The sequence below is a fragment of the Streptomyces sp. NPDC052701 genome (genome assembly GCF_040678355.1).
Classification (GTDB): domain Bacteria; phylum Actinomycetota; class Actinomycetes; order Streptomycetales; family Streptomycetaceae; genus Streptomyces.
In genome coordinates this window covers 90,519-106,931 of sequence record NZ_JBFATO010000003.1, presented here as the reverse complement: position 1 = coordinate 106,931, position 16,413 = coordinate 90,519, and the positions used below count along the sequence as shown (strand labels likewise).

At 72.2% G+C, this 16,413-nt stretch carries 13 protein-coding genes; 6 read left to right on the top strand and 7 right to left on the bottom strand.

What is annotated here, in order from left to right; all coding sequences use genetic code 11:
* The first annotated feature begins 8 nt into the window (after positions 1-8).
* From AB0L29_RS05530 to AB0L29_RS05515, 4 genes are all read left to right on the top strand, one after another.
* Positions 9-587 (top strand): TerD family protein, encoded by a 579-nt coding sequence (locus AB0L29_RS05530; protein WP_365823618.1) that lies wholly within the window; start codon positions 9-11, stop codon positions 585-587.
* Between the two features lie 80 nt (positions 588-667).
* On the top strand, positions 668-2,701 hold the full coding sequence (locus tag AB0L29_RS05525; protein WP_365823616.1) for a TerD family protein: 2,034 nt from the start codon (positions 668-670) through the stop codon (positions 2,699-2,701).
* Positions 2,702-2,980: 279 nt separating this feature from the next.
* Complete coding sequence (locus AB0L29_RS05520) at positions 2,981-3,982, top strand: TerC family protein (RefSeq protein WP_365823614.1); 1,002 nt, start codon at positions 2,981-2,983, stop codon at positions 3,980-3,982.
* A 444-nt stretch (positions 3,983-4,426) separates the two neighbouring features.
* Positions 4,427-5,527 carry an ionic transporter y4hA gene (locus AB0L29_RS05515; protein WP_365823612.1) on the top strand — a complete coding sequence of 367 codons (1,101 nt, stop codon included), beginning with the start codon at positions 4,427-4,429 and terminating at the stop codon, positions 5,525-5,527.
* A 214-nt stretch (positions 5,528-5,741) separates the two neighbouring features.
* Here AB0L29_RS05515 and AB0L29_RS05510 read toward each other — a convergent pair whose 3' ends face one another.
* Positions 5,742-7,013 carry an MFS transporter gene (locus AB0L29_RS05510; RefSeq protein WP_365823610.1) on the bottom strand — a complete coding sequence of 424 codons (1,272 nt, stop codon included), beginning with the start codon at positions 7,011-7,013 and terminating at the stop codon, positions 5,742-5,744.
* Between the two features lie 96 nt (positions 7,014-7,109).
* The gene (locus AB0L29_RS05505; protein ID WP_365823608.1) at positions 7,110-8,156 is read right to left on the bottom strand and encodes a S66 peptidase family protein; all 1,047 of its coding nucleotides are present in this window, start codon (positions 8,154-8,156) and stop codon (positions 7,110-7,112) included.
* 103 nt (positions 8,157-8,259) lie between these two features.
* On the opposite strand from AB0L29_RS05505, the gene aroQ reads away from it, so the two are divergent.
* A complete protein-coding gene (aroQ, locus tag AB0L29_RS05500) occupies positions 8,260-8,733 on the top strand; it encodes a type II 3-dehydroquinate dehydratase (protein WP_365823606.1) in 474 nt (157 codons plus the stop codon).
* A gap of 74 nt (positions 8,734-8,807) precedes the next feature.
* Here aroQ and AB0L29_RS05495 read toward each other — a convergent pair whose 3' ends face one another.
* From AB0L29_RS05495 to AB0L29_RS05475, 5 genes are all read right to left on the bottom strand, one after another.
* Positions 8,808-9,560: an amino acid ABC transporter ATP-binding protein gene (locus tag AB0L29_RS05495; RefSeq protein WP_365823604.1), complete on the bottom strand. Its 753-nt coding sequence runs from the start codon at positions 9,558-9,560 to the stop codon at positions 8,808-8,810.
* The gene (locus tag AB0L29_RS05490; RefSeq protein WP_365823602.1) at positions 9,557-10,459 is read right to left on the bottom strand and encodes an amino acid ABC transporter permease; all 903 of its coding nucleotides are present in this window, start codon (positions 10,457-10,459) and stop codon (positions 9,557-9,559) included. Before AB0L29_RS05490 ends, AB0L29_RS05495 begins: the two co-directional genes overlap by 4 nt.
* On the bottom strand, positions 10,456-11,358 hold the full coding sequence (locus AB0L29_RS05485) for an ABC transporter substrate-binding protein (protein WP_365823600.1): 903 nt from the start codon (positions 11,356-11,358) through the stop codon (positions 10,456-10,458). Before AB0L29_RS05485 ends, AB0L29_RS05490 begins: the two co-directional genes overlap by 4 nt.
* 299 nt (positions 11,359-11,657) lie before the next feature.
* A complete protein-coding gene (locus AB0L29_RS05480; RefSeq protein WP_365823598.1) occupies positions 11,658-12,314 on the bottom strand; it encodes an MBL fold metallo-hydrolase in 657 nt (218 codons plus the stop codon).
* Between the two features lie 47 nt (positions 12,315-12,361).
* Entirely contained in the window at positions 12,362-13,048 is a 687-nt protein-coding gene (locus AB0L29_RS05475) for a maleylpyruvate isomerase family mycothiol-dependent enzyme (protein ID WP_365823596.1), read from the bottom strand.
* Positions 13,049-13,273: 225 nt separating this feature from the next.
* On the opposite strand from AB0L29_RS05475, the gene uvrA reads away from it, so the two are divergent.
* Entirely contained in the window at positions 13,274-16,276 is a 3,003-nt protein-coding gene (gene uvrA, locus AB0L29_RS05470) for an excinuclease ABC subunit UvrA (RefSeq protein ID WP_365823594.1), read from the top strand.
* Positions 16,277-16,413 lie beyond the last annotated feature (137 nt).

The window sequence follows — 16,413 nt, the reverse complement described above, 5'->3', positions numbered from 1 at the left end:
ATCAGCGCGTGACCGTCAACATGACCAAGGGTCAGGCCATCAGTCTGCAGAAGAACGACGGTGGCAGCCTGACCGCGGTGCGCATGGGTCTCGGCTGGCAGGCGGCCCCCCGGCGCGGCCTGTTCGGCTCGCGTACGCGGGAGATCGACCTGGACGCCTCCGCCGTCCTGTTCGCGGACAAGCAGCCGGTCGACGTGGTCTTCTTCCGCCACCTGGTGAGCGACGACGGCTCGGTGCGCCACACCGGCGACAACCTCGTCGGCGGCGTCGGCCAGGGCGGCGACGACGAGGCCATCCTCGTCGACCTGTCGCGTGTTCCGGTCCACATCGACCAGATCGTCTTCACCGTGAACTCCTTCACGGGCCAGACGTTCCAGGAGGTGCAGAACGCCTTCTGCCGCCTGGTCGACGAGACCAACGGCCAGGAGCTCGCCCGCTACACGCTGGCCGGCGGCGGCCAGTACACGGCGCAGATCATGGCGAAGGTGCACCGTTCGGGTCCGGGCTGGACCATGACGGCCCTCGGCACGCCGGCCAACGGCCGCACCTTCCAGGACCTGATGCCGTCCGTCCTTCCGCTCCTCTAGGAGCGGAAGGGGCCACCGGTCGGGGCGGGCCGGTGAGCGGCGCACCACACAGCACGAGTGACACAGGGGGGACGAAGGCGATGACGGCCGAGCTGGTGCGGGGGCAGAACCACCCGCTCTCCCAGGCCCGTCTCGAGATCCGGGTCTCGGCCGGCACGCCGGTCGTGGCCGGAGCCACGCTCGGCGACGCCGACGGCAGGATCCAGGGCGTCGAGTGGGTGGCCCACCCCGGGGCCCCCACCCTGCCGGGCCTCGAAGTCTCCCGGCAGGCCGCGGCCGAGCACCGCCTCGCGGTGGACCTGGACGCCCTGTCCGAGACCGTGCACCGGGTCAGTGTGCTGCTCGCCCTGCCCACCGGGAGCGGGACGGGCCCGGTCCGCTTCGGCGCCGTGGCCGCCCCGTTCGTCGCCGTCACCGGCCTGGACGGCACCGAGGTCGCCAGCTACACCATCACCGGCCTGGACGCCGAGACGGCCGTCGTCGCCCTGGAGCTGTACCGTCGGCAGGACACCTGGAAGGTGCGCGCCGTCGGCCAGGGGTACGCCGGCGGTCTCGCCGAACTCCTCACCGACCAGGGACTGCCCGAGGCCCACCGGCTCGCGGGCGGCATCACCGAGGCGGTGGCCCGGGGCCTGGCCCGCTCGGTGCAGGCGCCCCCGCCGCGTCCGGCGGACGGCGACCGTCCCCGCCAGGCCGCCGCCCCGGCACTCGGCCCGGAGCACGCCGGCACCACACCCCAGGGCGCTCCCGGCCCCGTGCCCCCGGTGCCGCCGTACCGGCCGCCCGGCCCGCTCGGCGGTCAGGCGCCCGGCGTACCGGGGCAGCCCGCACCCCAGCCGCCGTATCCCGGCGGCGCGCAGGACCCCTCCGCGATCACCCAGCCGTCCGCGCCCGCCGTCGGCGGCCCGATCGACTACAGCCACCCGCGCCGGCGGAACGCCGCGCCGCCCCCGCCCCCGCCGGCCGCGCCCGGTGAGCCCGCCCGGCCCGTCGCGGGCGACGCGACCGGCTGGTCCATGGACGAACGGCTCTACAACCAGGTGTGGGGCATGTTCGAGGACCTGGCCCGCACCACCGCCGCCTACCGCAGCGCCGTCGACTTCGCCGAGTCGCGCATGGACAAGGAGCTCGAACAGGTCCTGTCCGACCCGCGCAGCCGGATCGGCGGGCAGGGCGACGCCGCGCGCGAAGCGGCCGACGCCAAATACGCACAGTTGGTCGCCCAGGCCAAGGAGGTCCTCGACCGGGACCTCGCCCAGCTCGTCGCCGAGGCAGACGTCGTCGAACCCGCACTGCCGCCGGCGTACGCGCGCTGGGACAACCCCGTCTGGCACGGCTACCGCGTGCCGATGGAGATCCCCATGGCCCTGCGCCTGGGCGACCTCCATCTGCCCGAGGCCGCTCAGGTGCGCATCCCGATGCTGCTCAGGCTGCCGCTGGAGCGCGGTCTGTGGATCGACAGCGGCCGGGCCGGATCGCCCGACGGGCCGTTCACCGACTCCCACGACCTGCGGCGCCTCGCGATGGAGGCGGCGGTCGCGCACGCCGCCCGGCTGCTCGCCGTGTATCCGGCGGGCGAGTTCACCGTGCACGTCGTCGACCCGGCCGGATCCGGCGCCCGGGCGCTGGCACCGCTGGTGCAGACCGGAGTGCTCGCGGCTCCGCCCGCACTCGGCGCCGCGGGGGTGGCGGACGTGCTGGCCCGGCTCACGCAGCGCGTCGACCTGGTGCAGATGGCGCTGCGCGGCGGTGCCGCCGACGCGCTGCCGCCCGGCTTCGACACCTCGCAGCAGTTGCTGATCGTCAACGACTTCCCGCACGGTTTCGACGACCGGGCCGTGAACCAGCTGCGCTACCTCGCCGACGAGGGCCCGGACGTCGGCGTGCACCTGATGATGGTCGCCGACCGCGAGGAGTCCTCGGGCTACGGGCCGTTGCTCGACCCTCTGTGGCGTTCGCTGCTGCGGCTGACCCCGGTGCCCGACGACCACCTGGCCGACCCGTGGGTGGGCCACGCGTGGACGTACGAGCCCTCGCTCGTGCCGCCCGGCAGCCAGGTCCTCCAGCAGGTGCTCACCCAGGTGGCCGAGGCCCGCCGTTCCTGGAACAGGTGATCGCCGACACCTGCACCAAGCGCTCGTAAAGCAGTCTGACCAGGCTTTTTGATACTTCCTTTGCCAAGCTCTTTACCTTTCCTTGGTGATGGGGGTACTCTTTTTCGTACGGAGGGGAGTACTCCCTGTCTGTGCGGCGTACCCGTCAATACGGATCTGGCCAGGTCCCGGGGCGTCGGCCCGTGGGTCGGGGGCGCGTTGCGCGCCCTGTGCCCGGGTGGAAGAGACCTCCGGCAGCGAAGTCGCTGACACATGCCGTTAACGACTGCCGGAGGCGCAGTGGATGTTTCCCTGACCCTGTGGGTCCTGACCGTCGTGGGCCTCGCCGCCCTGATCGCGGTCGACTTCTTCATCGGCCGCAAGCCGCACGACGTCTCGATCAAGGAAGCCGGTACCTGGACGGTCGTCTGGATCGTCCTCGCCGCGCTCTTCGGGCTCGGCCTGCTCGTCTTCGGCGGCGGCCAGCCCGCCGGGGAGTTCTTCGCCGGCTTCATCACCGAGAAGTCGCTGAGCGTCGACAACCTCTTCGTCTTCGTCCTGATCATGGCGAAGTTCGCGGTGCCGTCGCAGTACCAGCAGCGGGTGCTCCTGATCGGAGTCCTCATAGCCCTGGTCCTGCGGGCCGTCTTCATCGCCGCGGGCGCCGCGATCCTCGCCAGCTTCTCGTGGGTGTTCTACCTGTTCGGCGCCTTCCTCATCTGGACCGCCTGGAAGCTGATCCAGGAGGCCCGGGCCGACGAGGAGGACGAGGAGTACGAGGAGAACAAGCTCCTCAAGGCGGCCGAGCGCAAGTTCGGCGTCGCCGACCGCTACCACGGCACCAAGCTGTGGATCCAGCAGAACGGCAAGCGGGTCATGACGCCCATGCTGGTCGTGATGCTCGCGATCGGCACCACGGACGTCCTCTTCGCGCTCGACTCGATCCCGGCGATCTTCGGCCTGACGCAGGACCCGTACATCGTGTTCACCGCGAACGCGTTCGCCCTGATGGGCCTGAGGCAGCTGTACTTCCTCATCGGCGGTCTGCTGAAGAAGCTGGTCCACCTCAGCTACGGCCTGTCGATCATCCTGGGCTTCATCGGCGTCAAGCTGGTGCTGCACGCGCTGCACGAGTCGGGTGTCCACGTCCCCGAGATCAGCATCCCGGTCTCGCTCGGCGTGATCTGCTCCGTCCTGCTCGTCACCACGATCACCAGCCTGCGTGCCTCGAAGAAGCAGGCCGCGGCGGAGGCGGCGCAGGAGCGCGGCGAGGACGCCGCGAAGGACAGCGTCGAGGCCTGACACGGCGTCGAGGTCCGACGGGACCGGCCGCGGGAGCCCTCACCACCGGGAGCGGTGCACGGCGAATCGCCGAGTGCCGCTCCCGGCGCGTGCTCCGGGCCGGGAGCGTTCCCCGGCCCGGGGCGCGCTCCCCGGCCGGACCCGCCCGCCGCATGCTCCTCGAGGACCGGGACACCCCGCCGCCGGCCGGCGCTGATCGAGTGCGGGAGCCGTACGGGCGGGCCATGGGCGACAGCGGCGGCCCGCGGGCGACCGGACCGGCGGAGCGACCGGATGAGCCGTGCATCGGCGAGCGCGTCCGCACCCACCGCGATGTGCCGGACGCGCGCGATCCGAAGCGGCGCGTGACGGGCCGCCGGTCCCGCGCGGGACCGCGGACCCGCGCCCGCGAACGCTCCGTCCGGCTGGAATGCGGTGTCCGTCCACCTCTGCGACGATCCCCGCATGATCACTCGGCTCAGGGCGCTCCTGGCCGCGTGGACGAGCGCCGTGCCCGTGGCCGCGGTCGTCCTGCTGGCCCTCACCTGGGGACGCGACCTGCCCGGCGCGGTCGTCGCGCTGGTGATCCTGGTCCTCGCGGGGGCCGTCCTGGCCGCCGTGCACCACGCCGAGGTGGTCGCCCACCGGGTCGGCGAGCCCTTCGGCTCCCTCATCCTCGCCGTCGCCGTCACGATCATCGAGGTCGCCCTGATCGTCACCCTGATGGCGGACGGCGGGGACAAGAGTTCCACGCTGGCCCGGGACACGGTCTTCGCCGCCGTGATGATCACCTGCAACGGCATCGTCGGCCTGTGCCTCCTGGTCGCCTCCCTGCGTCACGGCACCGCGGTCTTCAACCCCGAGGGAACCGGTGCCGCCCTCGCGACGGTCGCCACCCTCGCCACGCTCAGCCTGGTGCTGCCGACGTTCACCACCAGCAGGCCGGGCCCGGAGTTCTCCACCGTCCAACTGATCTTCGCCGCACTGTCCTCGCTGATCCTGTACGGCCTGTTCGTCGCGACCCAGACCGTGCGGCACCGCGACTACTTCCTCCCGGTCACCCGCCAGGGCGAGGTGATCACCGCGGACGGCCACGCCGACGCGCCGCCCGCCCGCACCGCCCTGATCAGCCTGGGGCTGCTGACCCTGGCCCTGGCAGGCGTGGTCGGGCTGGCCAAGGCGGTGTCACCCGTCATCGAGTCCGGCGTGGCGGCCGCCGGGCTGCACCACGCCGTCGTCGGCGTGGTCATCGCGCTGCTCGTGCTGCTCCCCGAGAGCATCGCCGCGCTGCGCTCCGCCCGCCGCGACCGGGTGCAGATCAGTCTGAACCTCGCCCTCGGCTCGGCGATGGCCAGCATCGGGCTGACCATCCCCGCCATCGCCCTCGCGTCCGTCTGGCTGTCCGGCCCGCTCGTCCTCGGACTCGGCGCCACCCACATGGTGCTGCTCGCCCTGACCGTGGTGGTGGCATCGCTGACGGTGGTCCCGGGCCGGGCCACACCGCTCCAGGGCGGCGTTCATCTGGTGCTGTTCGCGGCGTACCTGGAGCTGGCGGTCAATCCCTGAGGCGCGTGAGGCCGACGCGACCGGGCCACCCCGGGGCCAGTCCCTTGCCGCCCCACTCCGAGGACCGGCCCCTCGCTGCACCACCCCGGAGTCGCCCCCCTCGCCGCCGCCGCCGTACCACCCGGAGACCGGCCGCCCCGCGCGCCGCCGGATCGCCCGGTGGCCGGCTCCGCTTCTTCTGCGGCCGGGTCACCCGGATTCTTTTGCGGCCGGGTCACCCGGAGACCGGCTCCGCCGCCGTCACCGGCACCGGACGCGTCTCCGGCAGCAGTGCGAAGCAGCCCAGGCTGACCAGGGCGACCCCCGTCAGATACACGCCCACGCCCCAGGGCACCCGGCCGCCCTGCCCGGCCAGTGCCGTCGCCACGATCGGGGTGAGCGCGCCGCCGAAGACCCCGCCGAGGTTGTAGCCGACGGCGGCCCCGGTGCACCGCACCCGCGGCTCGTACAGCTCCGGAAGGTAGGCGGCGATCACGGCGAACATGGTGATGAAGGCGAGCATCGCGCCGAGGAAGCCGAGGAACATCGGCAGCGGCTCCCCGGTCGCGAGCAGCGCGACCATCGGGAGCATCCACAGGGCGGCCGCCGCGCATCCGGCCAGGCACAGGGGACGCCGGCCGTACCGGTCGCCGAGCAGTGCCGCCACCGGCGTGAGCGCGCCCTTCACGAGCACCGCGCCCATGATGCAGGTCAGCATGGTGCCGCGGCCCACCCCCAGCCGTTCCGTCGCGTACGCCAGGGACCAGGTCGTCACGGCGTAGAACACCGCGTAGCCCACCGCGAGGGCGCCGCCGGTCAGCAGGACGAGCCGCCAGTGGTCGCGTACGACCTCGGCGAGCGGCACGCGCGCGTGGTCGTCGATCTCGAGGAACCGGGGGCTCTCGGTGAGCGAGGACCGCAGCCACAGCCCCGCCACGGCCAGCACGCCCGCCGCCCAGAACGGCACCCGCCACCCCCACTGCGCGAACTGCGCCTCGGACAGCGTCGCCGACAGCCCCAGCACCACCCCGTTGGCCAGCAGGAACCCCAGCGCGGGCCCGACCTGCGGGAAGCTCGACCACAGGCCGCGCCGCTCGGCGGGCGCGTGCTCCGCCGTCAGCAGCACGGCCCCGCCCCACTCCCCGCCGAGTCCCAGACCCTGCAGGAACCGCAGGACGAGCAGCAGCACGGGCGCGGCCACACCGATCGTGCCGTACGCCGGCACACAGCCGACCGCGACCGTCGAGGCACCGGTCAGCAGCAGGGAGGCGACCAGGACCGGCCGCCGCCCGTACCGGTCCCCGACGTGCCCGAACAGCACCGATCCCAGCGGCCGGGCGACGAAGCCCACGCCGAACGTGGCGAAGGCGGCCAGCGTCCCGGCCACCGGGGAGAACGTCGGGAAGAACAGCGGCCCCAGGACCAGCGCCGCCGCGGTGCCGTAGACGAAGAAGTCGTAGAACTCGATGGCCGTGCCGGCGAGCGAGGCCGCCGCGAGCCGCGGCATGGAGGGTGCGTTTACGGTGCGTACGTCGTGCATGCCGCGTCAACTACCCACGGTGACCGCGTGTTACGGGGGCGCGCGGAGGACTTGGGGGCTCGCTCAGTACGTGACGGTGATGCGCCGGGCGGGCCCGTCGACGCGGACGACACCTCCGTAGGGGATCACGAGCTGCGGATCGGTGTGGCCGAGGTCCACATCGAAGACGATCATGGTGTCGGGGGCGTACTCGCGCAGGGCGCGCACCACCGCCTCGCGCTGCTCGGCGGCGTAACGCGCGCCCTCCTCCGGGCTGTTGGGGTGCGTGAAGAACCACGTCTTCGGGCGCCCCATCAGCAGGGCGGCGAAACGCCGGAGCAGCCCGCGCTCGCCCATGTTCCGCAGCGTCCGGTAGACCTCCGTGGCGCTCGGCAGCTCCTCCGAGGTCTCCAGGAACAGCACGCCGCCGTCGTACTCCGACAGGTCGTGCGCGATCTCGCGGTCGGCCATCAGCAGCCAGCCGAGGACCTCCAGGCAGCCGCCCCAGCTGCGGCCCTCCACCACGCGGTCGGCGTTCAGCCAGGTCCATCCGGTGCCGGGCCGCATCTCGGGTTCGGTGTCGAACGCCGCCGGGTCCGCCCAGTCGCGGTCGACGTCGCGCCAGCGCTCGGCCGGCCTCAGTTCGTACGGGCCCGAGGTGAACAGGGCCGCCCGCAGCGACTCGGCGGTCTGCGGGTGCATGGCCCCGGGCCGGCCCAGCTCGGACATCACGCTCGCGCCGTGGTAGCCGACGACGCCCGAGGTCCACAGGTGGGCGAGCAGGTTGGTGTTGTCGCTCATGCCGAAGAAGGGCTTCGGGTGCGCCCGGATCAGCTCCCGGTCGAGCAGCGGCAGCACGGTGATCTGGTCGTCGCCGCCGATCGAGGCGATGACCGCCTTGACGTCCGGGTCGGCGAAGGCCGCGTGCAGGTCGTCGGCCCGCTCCCGCGGCGTCGAGTCCGTCTTCCGGGTCGCCGGATACTCGACCGGTTCGAGCCCGAACTCCTTGCGCAGCCGTTCCAGGCCCAGCTCGTAGGGGAGCGGGAGGAGTCCCGGAAGGCCGCCGGACGGGGAGACCACGGCGATGCGGTCGCCGGGCCGGGGCTTGGGAGGGTAGAAGGGCGTCGTCATGCCGGGAGGCTACGGCCGGACCCGGTGCCGGCGCACCGTGATAAACCGGGTCCGAGCAGCGGTCCCCGGCGGACCGCCCCACCCCGACCGGACCGGAGGAACCGTGCCCCGCACCCTGGCCAACGCCCCGATCATGATCCTCAACGGACCCAACCTGAACCTGCTCGGCCGGCGCCAGCCGGAGATCTACGGCTCCGACACCCTCGCCGACGTCGAGGCCATGTGCGCCAAGGCGGCGGCCGCGCACGGCGGCACGGTGGACTTCCGCCAGTCCAACCACGAGGGGGAACTGGTGGACTGGATCCACGAGGCGCGCCTGAACCACTGCGGGATCGTGATCAACCCGGGCGCCTACTCGCACACCTCCGTCGCCATCCTGGATGCCCTCAACACCTGCGACGGCCTTCCGGTGGTGGAGGTCCACATCTCCAACATCCACCAGCGCGAGTCGTTCCGGCACCACTCCTACGTCTCGCTGCGCGCCGACGGGGTCATCGCGGGCTGCGGGGTGCAGGGATACGTGTTCGGCGTGGAGCGGATCGCGGCGCTGGCCGGGTCCGGGAAGGCCGACGCGTAAGCCCCCCCGCCAGGCAGGGCGCCCCGCGCGCGTCCCCGCGGACGTCCCTTCCGGTCCCTGCCGCGGGAGGCGCCCTACAGACGCCCCGCCTCCACGATCCGCCGCAGGAAGCGCCGCGTGCGCTCCTGCCGCGGGTCCCCGAAGACCTGCTCGGCCGTGCCGCGCTCCAGCACCACGCCGCCGTCCAGGAAGCACACCTGGTCGGCGACCTCGCGGGCGAAGCCCATCTCGTGCGTTGCCAGCACCATGGTCATGCCCTCGTCCTTCAGCCCGCGGACGACGGTGAGGACCTCCCCGACGAGCTCCGGGTCGAGGGCGGCGGTGATCTCGTCCAGCAGCAGCAGCCGCGGACGTACCGCGAGGGCGCGCACGATCGCCACCCGCTGCTGCTGCCCGCCGCTCAGCCGGTCCGGGTACTCGCCCGCCTTGGCGGCCAGCCCGAGCCGCTCCAGCAGCTCCCGCGCCTGCTCCTCGGCCCGGGCGCGGGAGACGCCGTGCACCCGGCGCGGGGCGAGGGTGACGTTCTCCAGCACCGTCATGTGCGGAAAGAGGTTGTACGCCTGGAAGACCACGCCGATCCGGCGGCGCACCGCGTCCCGGTCGACCCGCGGGTCGGTGATCTCCTCGCCGTCCAGCCAGATCGCCCCGTCGTCGATCTCCTCCAGCAGGTTCGCGCACCTGAGCAGCGTGGACTTGCCGGAGCCGGAGGCACCGATCAGTGCGGTGACCGTGTGCGGGGCGACCTCCAGGTCCACGTCCCGCAGCACCACCGAGCCGCCGAAGGTCTTGCGGACGGACTCCATCCGCAGCACCGGCGCGTCGCTCATGCGGTTCCTCCCTGGGCCCGCCGGCGGTCCGTCCGGGCCGTCAGCCAGTCCGTGAAGCGGGTCATCGGGATGGTCAGCGCGACGAAGACCAGTCCCGCGACGATGTACGGCGTGTAGTTCAGGCTGCGCCCGGCGATGATGTCGGCGGCCCGTACCGCGTCCACCGCGCCGCCGATCGAGACCAGCCCGGTGTCCTTCTGCAGCGACACCAGGTCGTTCAGCAGGGGCGGCACCTGGCGCCGCACCGCCTGGGGCAGCACGACGTGGCGCAGCGCCTGCCGGTTGCTGAGCCCGAGCGAGCGGGCCGCGGCGCGCTGCGAGGGGTGCACGGACTCGATGCCGGCGCGGAACACCTCGGCGACGTACGCGGAGTACGTGAGGGTCAGTGCCGTACCGCCCAGCAGCACGGGGTCCACGGTGACGCCCTGGAGCCGCAGCGCCGGGACGCCCAGCACCACGATCATCAGGTTGATGATCAGCGGCAGTCCGCGGAAGAAGTCCGTGTAGGCGGCGGCCAGTGCCCGCAGCGGGAAGAAGACCGGTCCGCGCAGGGTGCGGGCCACGGCGATCAGCATGCCGAGGACCAGGACCGCCGCACCGCAGACCAGCAGCAGCCGGACGTTGAGCCACAGCCCTTCGAGGACCTTGGGGAGCGCCTCGCGGGCGTACCCCGGGTCGAAGAACGTCTCCCTGGTGCGCGGCCACCCCGGCGCGTTGACGACGACCAGGTACAGGACGGCGCCGGTGACGAGGGTGGACAGCGCGGCGATCGCCGTGGCGCGGCGGGAGCGGGCGCGCCGGTACCGCTCCCGGTCGAGCCGCCGCTGCGAGGGGACGTAGGAGCCGGGCGGGCCTTCCTCGCCGGAGTCCTCCTCGAACTCCTCCTTCGTCACGGTCACTTGAGCACCGGCGCGTCGACGGCGTCCGACAGCCACCGCTGCTCGATCCTGGCGAGCGTGCCGTCCTCGCGCAGGGCGTCCACGGCCCGGGTCACGCAGGGGGTGAGCGCGCTGCCCCTGTCGAGCACCAGCCCGAACTGCTCCGGCGTGCCGCCCCGGTGCTCGAACTGGCCGACGACCTTCGCGTCCGTCACCTCGGCCGCGGTGATGTAGAAGGCGGTCGGCAGGTCCACGACGATGGCGTCGACCTGGCCGTTCTTCAGCGCGGACTTGGCCTGGTCGTTCTTGGCGTACACGGCCGCCGCCCGCTTGGGCTGCACCACGTCGTCGACGTAGTCCAGGCTGGTGGTGCCGACCTGGGCGCCCAGCCTGACGTCCTTGAGGTCCGCCACGCTCCTCGCCCCGGCGGCCCTGGAGCCCTTCAGCGCGACGACGGCCTGGCGCACGTCGTAGTAGCCGGACGAGAAGTCCACGGCCTTCCTGCGCTCGGCGCTGACGGACACCTGGTTGATGTCGAAGTCGAAGGTCTTTTCGCCGGGCGCGAAGGCCTTGGTGAAGGGGACGGTCTGCCAGACGACCGCGCCCTCGCCGTACCCGAGCCGCCCGGCCACGGCGTAGGCGACCGCCGACTCGAAGCCCTTGCCGTTGGCGGGGTCGTCGTCCTCGAACCACGGCTCGTAGGCGGGCTGGTCCGTCGCGACGGTCAGCTTGCCCGGGGTCTTGGTGGCCAGCCTGCCCTTGGCGCAGGTGTCCCCGGTCGCACCGGTCGCACCGGTCGGCCGCCCGGCCGCCGGGTCCTCCGGCTGCGGAGCGCAGCCGACGGCGGTGGCGAGCAGGGTGACGGTGACGGCAGCGACGGCGGCGACGGCACGGCGCGGAGCGCGTGGGGCAGGATGCATGGCGGGAGATTGGCAGCCCGCACACTCTTTGTCGAGGTCACCACGGCGATTGTCCGCATAGTGGGAACGGGTGTTGCATTCTCGTGAACGTGCCCGGTGGGGCCGTGTGCCGGGCGGGTTCCGGGCCGCCGGCCGAGGGGCGGGGATCGAGGGACCGGCGGCCCGTCCGCCCAGGAACCGTCCTCCTGCGCGGTGCTGCTTCCAGTGGACCGCGCACCCGCGTACGCCGGGAGCGCGCGCGGGGTGCCGGCGCGTGCGCCGGGTTCACACGGGGTGTGCGTGCCGTGGGCGAGCCCCGCTCACCACCCTCGCGCGTGCCAGTCCGGCAGGTGCGGACGCTCCGCGCCCAGGGTGGTGTCGTCGCCGTGGCCGGGGTAGACCCACGTCTCGTCGGGGAGCACGTCGAAGAGCTTGGTCTCGACGTCATGGATCAGACGGGCGAACGCCTCGGGATCCTTGTGGGTGTTGCCCACACCGCCCGGGAAGAGACAGTCTCCGGTGAACACATGGGGATGGCCGTGCGGGTCGTCGTAGACGAGCACGATGGAGCCGGGCGTGTGGCCGACGAGATGGCGCGCGGTGAGCTCCACGCGTCCCACCCGGATGGTGTCGCCGTCGTCGACCGGGACGTCGGTCGGTACGGGGATGCCCTCGGCGTCCTCCCGGCCCGCGTACGTCCGGGCGCCGGTCGCCGCCACGACCTCGGCGAGCGCCTGCCAGTGGTCGCCGTGGCGGTGGGTGGTGACGACGGACGCGATGCCGTCGTCACCGATCATGCCGAGCAGCGCGTCCGCGTCGTTCGCCGCGTCGATCAGCAGCTGCTCGTCCGTGGCCCGGCAGCGCAGCAGATAGGCGTTGTTGTTCATCGGACCGACCGCGATCTTGGTGATCATCAGGTCCTTGAGCTCGTGCACGTCGGCAGGCCCGCCGACCGTCACCTGTCCGCTGTACGTCATGGCGGCCAGCCTATAGCGGGGAGCGCTCCCCGGGAGGGCCGCGGGCCCTACAGCGGGGGCAGCGCCGGAAGCGGGCCGCCCCGCACCGCCAGCCCGGTGCCGTCCCGCCGGCCGGCGAGCCAGCCGAGCAGGTCCGCCGGGGAGCCGGTGACCTCCACCTCGGGCTCGGGCGCCGCCCGGCCCGTGTGCCACGCGCGCGTGCCGTCGGTCAGCCGGGTGGCCGGCACGCCGGGGTGCCCGCCGAACCGGTCGGCCAGGAAGCCGATCTCCCGCTGTGTGAACGCCGCCGGAAGGTCCTCGAGCTCGTACCCGATGTCCAGGTCCACGTGGTGCAGTTCCACCTCCACCCACCGCCGGAACGGCACCCGGGACGCGGAGTCGGTGACCCCGTTGCGCAGCTCGACCGTGCGCGCCCAGTCCTGCGGGGCGGCTCCGGCCTGCTGGAAGCGGGCCGCGCTCTCGCGCACGTCCGCGAGCTGCGCCTGCAGCGGACGCGGGGCGTCCCGCTCGATGTCGGCGTCCCGGGCCTCGCCGGAGACGTACATCGGCCGCCCCTGGAGCACGTTCACGAGGGCGTCCGCGTTGCGGGCCAGGTGGGCGAGGACGTGACCGCGGGTCCAGCCGGGCAGCCGTGACGGCTGCGTCACAGCGGCGCCGTCCAGCTCGGCGACTGCGGTCAGCAGCCGCTCCGTCGCGTCACGTACAGACGCCAGGTCATGAGCGTGATCAATCATGGTGCTGACCCTAGCCCCGGCCACACCTTCGGGTGAAGGTGGCGGACCACCCCCGCAAATCGAATGCGCGTGCAATATGGTCGGGTGCGGCGTCGGGCATGCTGGGTAGCCGGGGGTTTGCCGGCAACCCGTGCATCCGACCGGCGTTGTCAGTGGCTCCCCCTAGTCTGAGGAAGACGGGGGCCCCGCCCCTGTCACTTCTCCCAAAGAAAGGTGCGGACCGGCGTGGCCGACCGTCTCATCGTTCGTGGAGCGCGCGAGCACAACCTCAAGAACGTCTCGCTCGACCTCCCGCGCGACTCGCTCATCGTCTTCACGGGCCTGTCGGGGTCGGGCAAGTCCTCGCTGGCCTTCGACACGATCTTCGCCGAGGGGCAGCGGCGCTACGTGGAGTCGCTCTCCTCGTACGCCCGGCAGTTCCTCGGCCAGATGGACAAGCCGGACGTCGACTTCATCGAGGGCCTGTCCCCGGCGGTCTCCATCGACCAGAAGTCGACCTCGCGCAACCCGCGCTCGACGGTCGGCACGATCACCGAGGTCTACGACTACCTGCGTCTGCTCTTCGCGCGCATCGGCAAGCCGCACTGCCCCGAGTGCGGCCGCCCGATCTCGCGCCAGTCGCCGCAGGCCATCGTCGACAGGGTCCTGGACCTGCCGGAGGGCAGCCGCTTCCAGGTGCTGTCGCCGCTGGTGCGCGAGCGCAAGGGCGAGTTCGTCGACCTGTTCGCCGACCTCCAGACCAAGGGCTACTCCCGCGCGCGGGTGGACGGCGAGACGGTCCAGCTGTCCAGCCCGCCGACGCTGAAGAAGCAGGAGAAGCACACCATCGAGGTGGTCGTCGACCGCCTCACGGTGAAGGACTCCGCCAAGCGCCGCCTGACCGACTCCGTGGAGACCGCCCTCGGCCTGTCCGGCGGCATGGTCGTGCTCGACTTCGTCGACCTCCCCGAGGACGACCCCGAGCGCGAGCGCATGTACTCGGAGCACCTGTACTGCCCGTACGACGACCTGTCCTTCGAGGAGCTGGAGCCGCGCTCCTTCTCCTTCAACTCGCCCTTCGGCGCCTGCCCCGAGTGCACCGGCATCGGCACGCGCATGGAGGTGGACCCCGAGCTGATCGTCCCGGACCCGGACAAGACGCTCGACGAGGGCGCCATCCACCCGTGGTCGCACGGCCACACCAAGGACTACTTCGACCGCCTGATCGGCGCCCTCGCGGACGCGCTGGGCTTCCGTACGGACATCCCGTTCGCGGGCCTGCCGCAGCGCGCGAAGAAGGCCCTGCTGCACGGCCACAAGACCCAGGTCGAGGTCCGCTACCGCAACCGGTACGGACGCGAGCGCAGGTACACCACGGCCTTCGAGGGCGCCGTCCCCTTCGTCAAGCGGCGGCACAGCGAGGCCGAGAGCGACGCCAGCCGCGAGCGCTTCGAGGGCTACATGCGCGAGGTGCCCTGCCCCACCTGTGAGGGCACGCGCCTCAAGCCCGTCGTCCTCGCGGTCACGATCATGGGCAAGTCGATCGCCGAGGTCTCCGCGATGTCCATCAGCGACTGCGCGGACTTCCTCGGCGAGCTCAGGCTCACCGACCGCGACAAGAAGATCGCCGAGCGGGTGCTGAAGGAGGTCAACGAGCGGCTGCGGTTCCTGGTCGACGTCGGCCTGGACTACCTCTCGCTGAACCGCGCGGCCGGCACGCTCTCCGGCGGCGAGGCCCAGCGCATCCGCCTGGCCACCCAGATCGGCTCCGGCCTCGTCGGGGTCCTGTACGTCCTGGACGAGCCGTCCATCGGCCTGCACCAGCGCGACAACCACCGGTTGATCGAGACCCTGGTCCGGCTGCGCGACATGGGCAACACGCTCATCGTCGTCGAGCACGACGAGGACACCATCAAGACCGCCGACTGGATCGTCGACATCGGCCCCGGCGCCGGCGAGCACGGCGGCAAGGTCGTGCACAGCGGCTCCCTGAAGGAGCTGCTCGCCAACGAGGAGTCGCAGACCGGCCAGTACCTGTCCGGCCGGAAGGCCATCCCGCTGCCGGACGCCCGGCGCCCGATCGACCCGTCCCGGCAGCTCACCGTGCACGGCGCCCGTGAGAACAACCTCAGGGACATCGACGTGTCCTTCCCGCTGGGCGTGTTCACGGCGGTCACCGGCGTGTCCGGCTCCGGCAAGTCGACGCTGGTCAACGACATCCTGTACACGCACCTGGCCCGCGAGCTGAACGGCGCGCGCACCGTGCCCGGGCGGCACACGCGGGTGGACGGCGACGACCTCGTCGACAAGGTCGTGCACGTCGACCAGTCGCCCATCGGCCGCACCCCGCGCTCGAACCCGGCGACGTACACCGGTGTGTTCGACCACATCCGCAAGCTGTTCGCCGAGACGACCGAGGCGAAGGTCCGCGGCTACATGCCCGGCCGGTTCTCCTTCAACGTCAAGGGCGGCCGCTGCGAGAACTGCGCGGGCGACGGCACCATCAAGATCGAGATGAACTTCCTCCCGGACGTCTACGTCCCGTGCGAGGTCTGCCACGGCGCCCGGTACAACCGGGAGACCCTGGAGGTCCACTACAAGGGCAAGTCCATCGCCGAGGTCCTGAACATGCCGATCGAGGAGGCGATGCACTTCTTCGAGGCCGTCCCGGCGATCTCCCGGCACCTGAGGACGCTGAACGACGTCGGCCTCGGCTACGTCCGGCTCGGCCAGTCCGCGACCACCCTGTCCGGCGGTGAGGCACAGCGCGTCAAACTCGCCAGCGAGCTGCAGAAGCGCTCCACCGGGCGCACCGTCTACGTCCTGGACGAGCCGACCACCGGTCTGCACTTCGAGGACATCAGCAAGCTGCTGAAGGTGCTGTCCGGCCTGGTCGACAAGGGCAACACGGTCATCGTCATCGAGCACAACCTCGATGTGATCAAGACCGCCGACTGGATCATCGACATGGGCCCCGAGGGCGGAGCCGGCGGCGGCGTGGTCGTCGCCGAGGGCACGCCCGAGCAGGTCGCCGCGGTGCCGGCCAGCCACACCGGCAAGTTCCTGCGGGAGATCCTCGGCGCGGACCGGATCAGCGACGCGTCCTCGGTGAAGGCCCCGCGCAAGGCGACGGCCAGGAAGACGGTCGCGGCCGGGACCACGGCGAGGAAGACCGCCACCAAGACGGTCGGCGGCACCACCAGGAAGACGACGAAGGCGGCGAAGGCGACACGGTCCTCCAAGGACTGAGAAGCCGTCACGACGCGCCGTGCCCCACGGGAACCCCCGTGGGGCATGCGCCGTCCATCACCACGGAGGAGTGGCCGCATCCGGTCGAGCAGCCGCTCGGCGACACGGTCCGCGCGCACTTCGACCGGCTCGACTAC

Excerpts from the sequence above, each read along its gene's own strand:
- AB0L29_RS05515 (WP_365823612.1), top strand. The coding sequence starts at position 4,427 with ATGATCACTCGGCTCAGGGCGCTCCTGGCCGCGTGGACGAGCGCCGTG.
- AB0L29_RS05475 (WP_365823596.1), bottom strand. The coding sequence starts at position 13,048 with ATGATTGATCACGCTCATGACCTGGCGTCTGTACGTGACGCGACGGAG.
- AB0L29_RS05505 (WP_365823608.1), bottom strand. The coding sequence starts at position 8,156 with ATGACGACGCCCTTCTACCCTCCCAAGCCCCGGCCCGGCGACCGCATC.
- AB0L29_RS05495 (WP_365823604.1), bottom strand. The coding sequence starts at position 9,560 with ATGAGCGACGCGCCGGTGCTGCGGATGGAGTCCGTCCGCAAGACCTTC.
- AB0L29_RS05480 (WP_365823598.1), bottom strand. The coding sequence starts at position 12,314 with ATGACGTACAGCGGACAGGTGACGGTCGGCGGGCCTGCCGACGTGCAC.
- AB0L29_RS05525 (WP_365823616.1), top strand. The coding sequence starts at position 668 with ATGACGGCCGAGCTGGTGCGGGGGCAGAACCACCCGCTCTCCCAGGCC.
- AB0L29_RS05485 (WP_365823600.1), bottom strand. The coding sequence starts at position 11,358 with ATGCATCCTGCCCCACGCGCTCCGCGCCGTGCCGTCGCCGCCGTCGCT.
- AB0L29_RS05510 (WP_365823610.1), bottom strand. The coding sequence starts at position 7,013 with ATGCCGCGGCTCGCGGCGGCCTCGCTCGCCGGCACGGCCATCGAGTTC.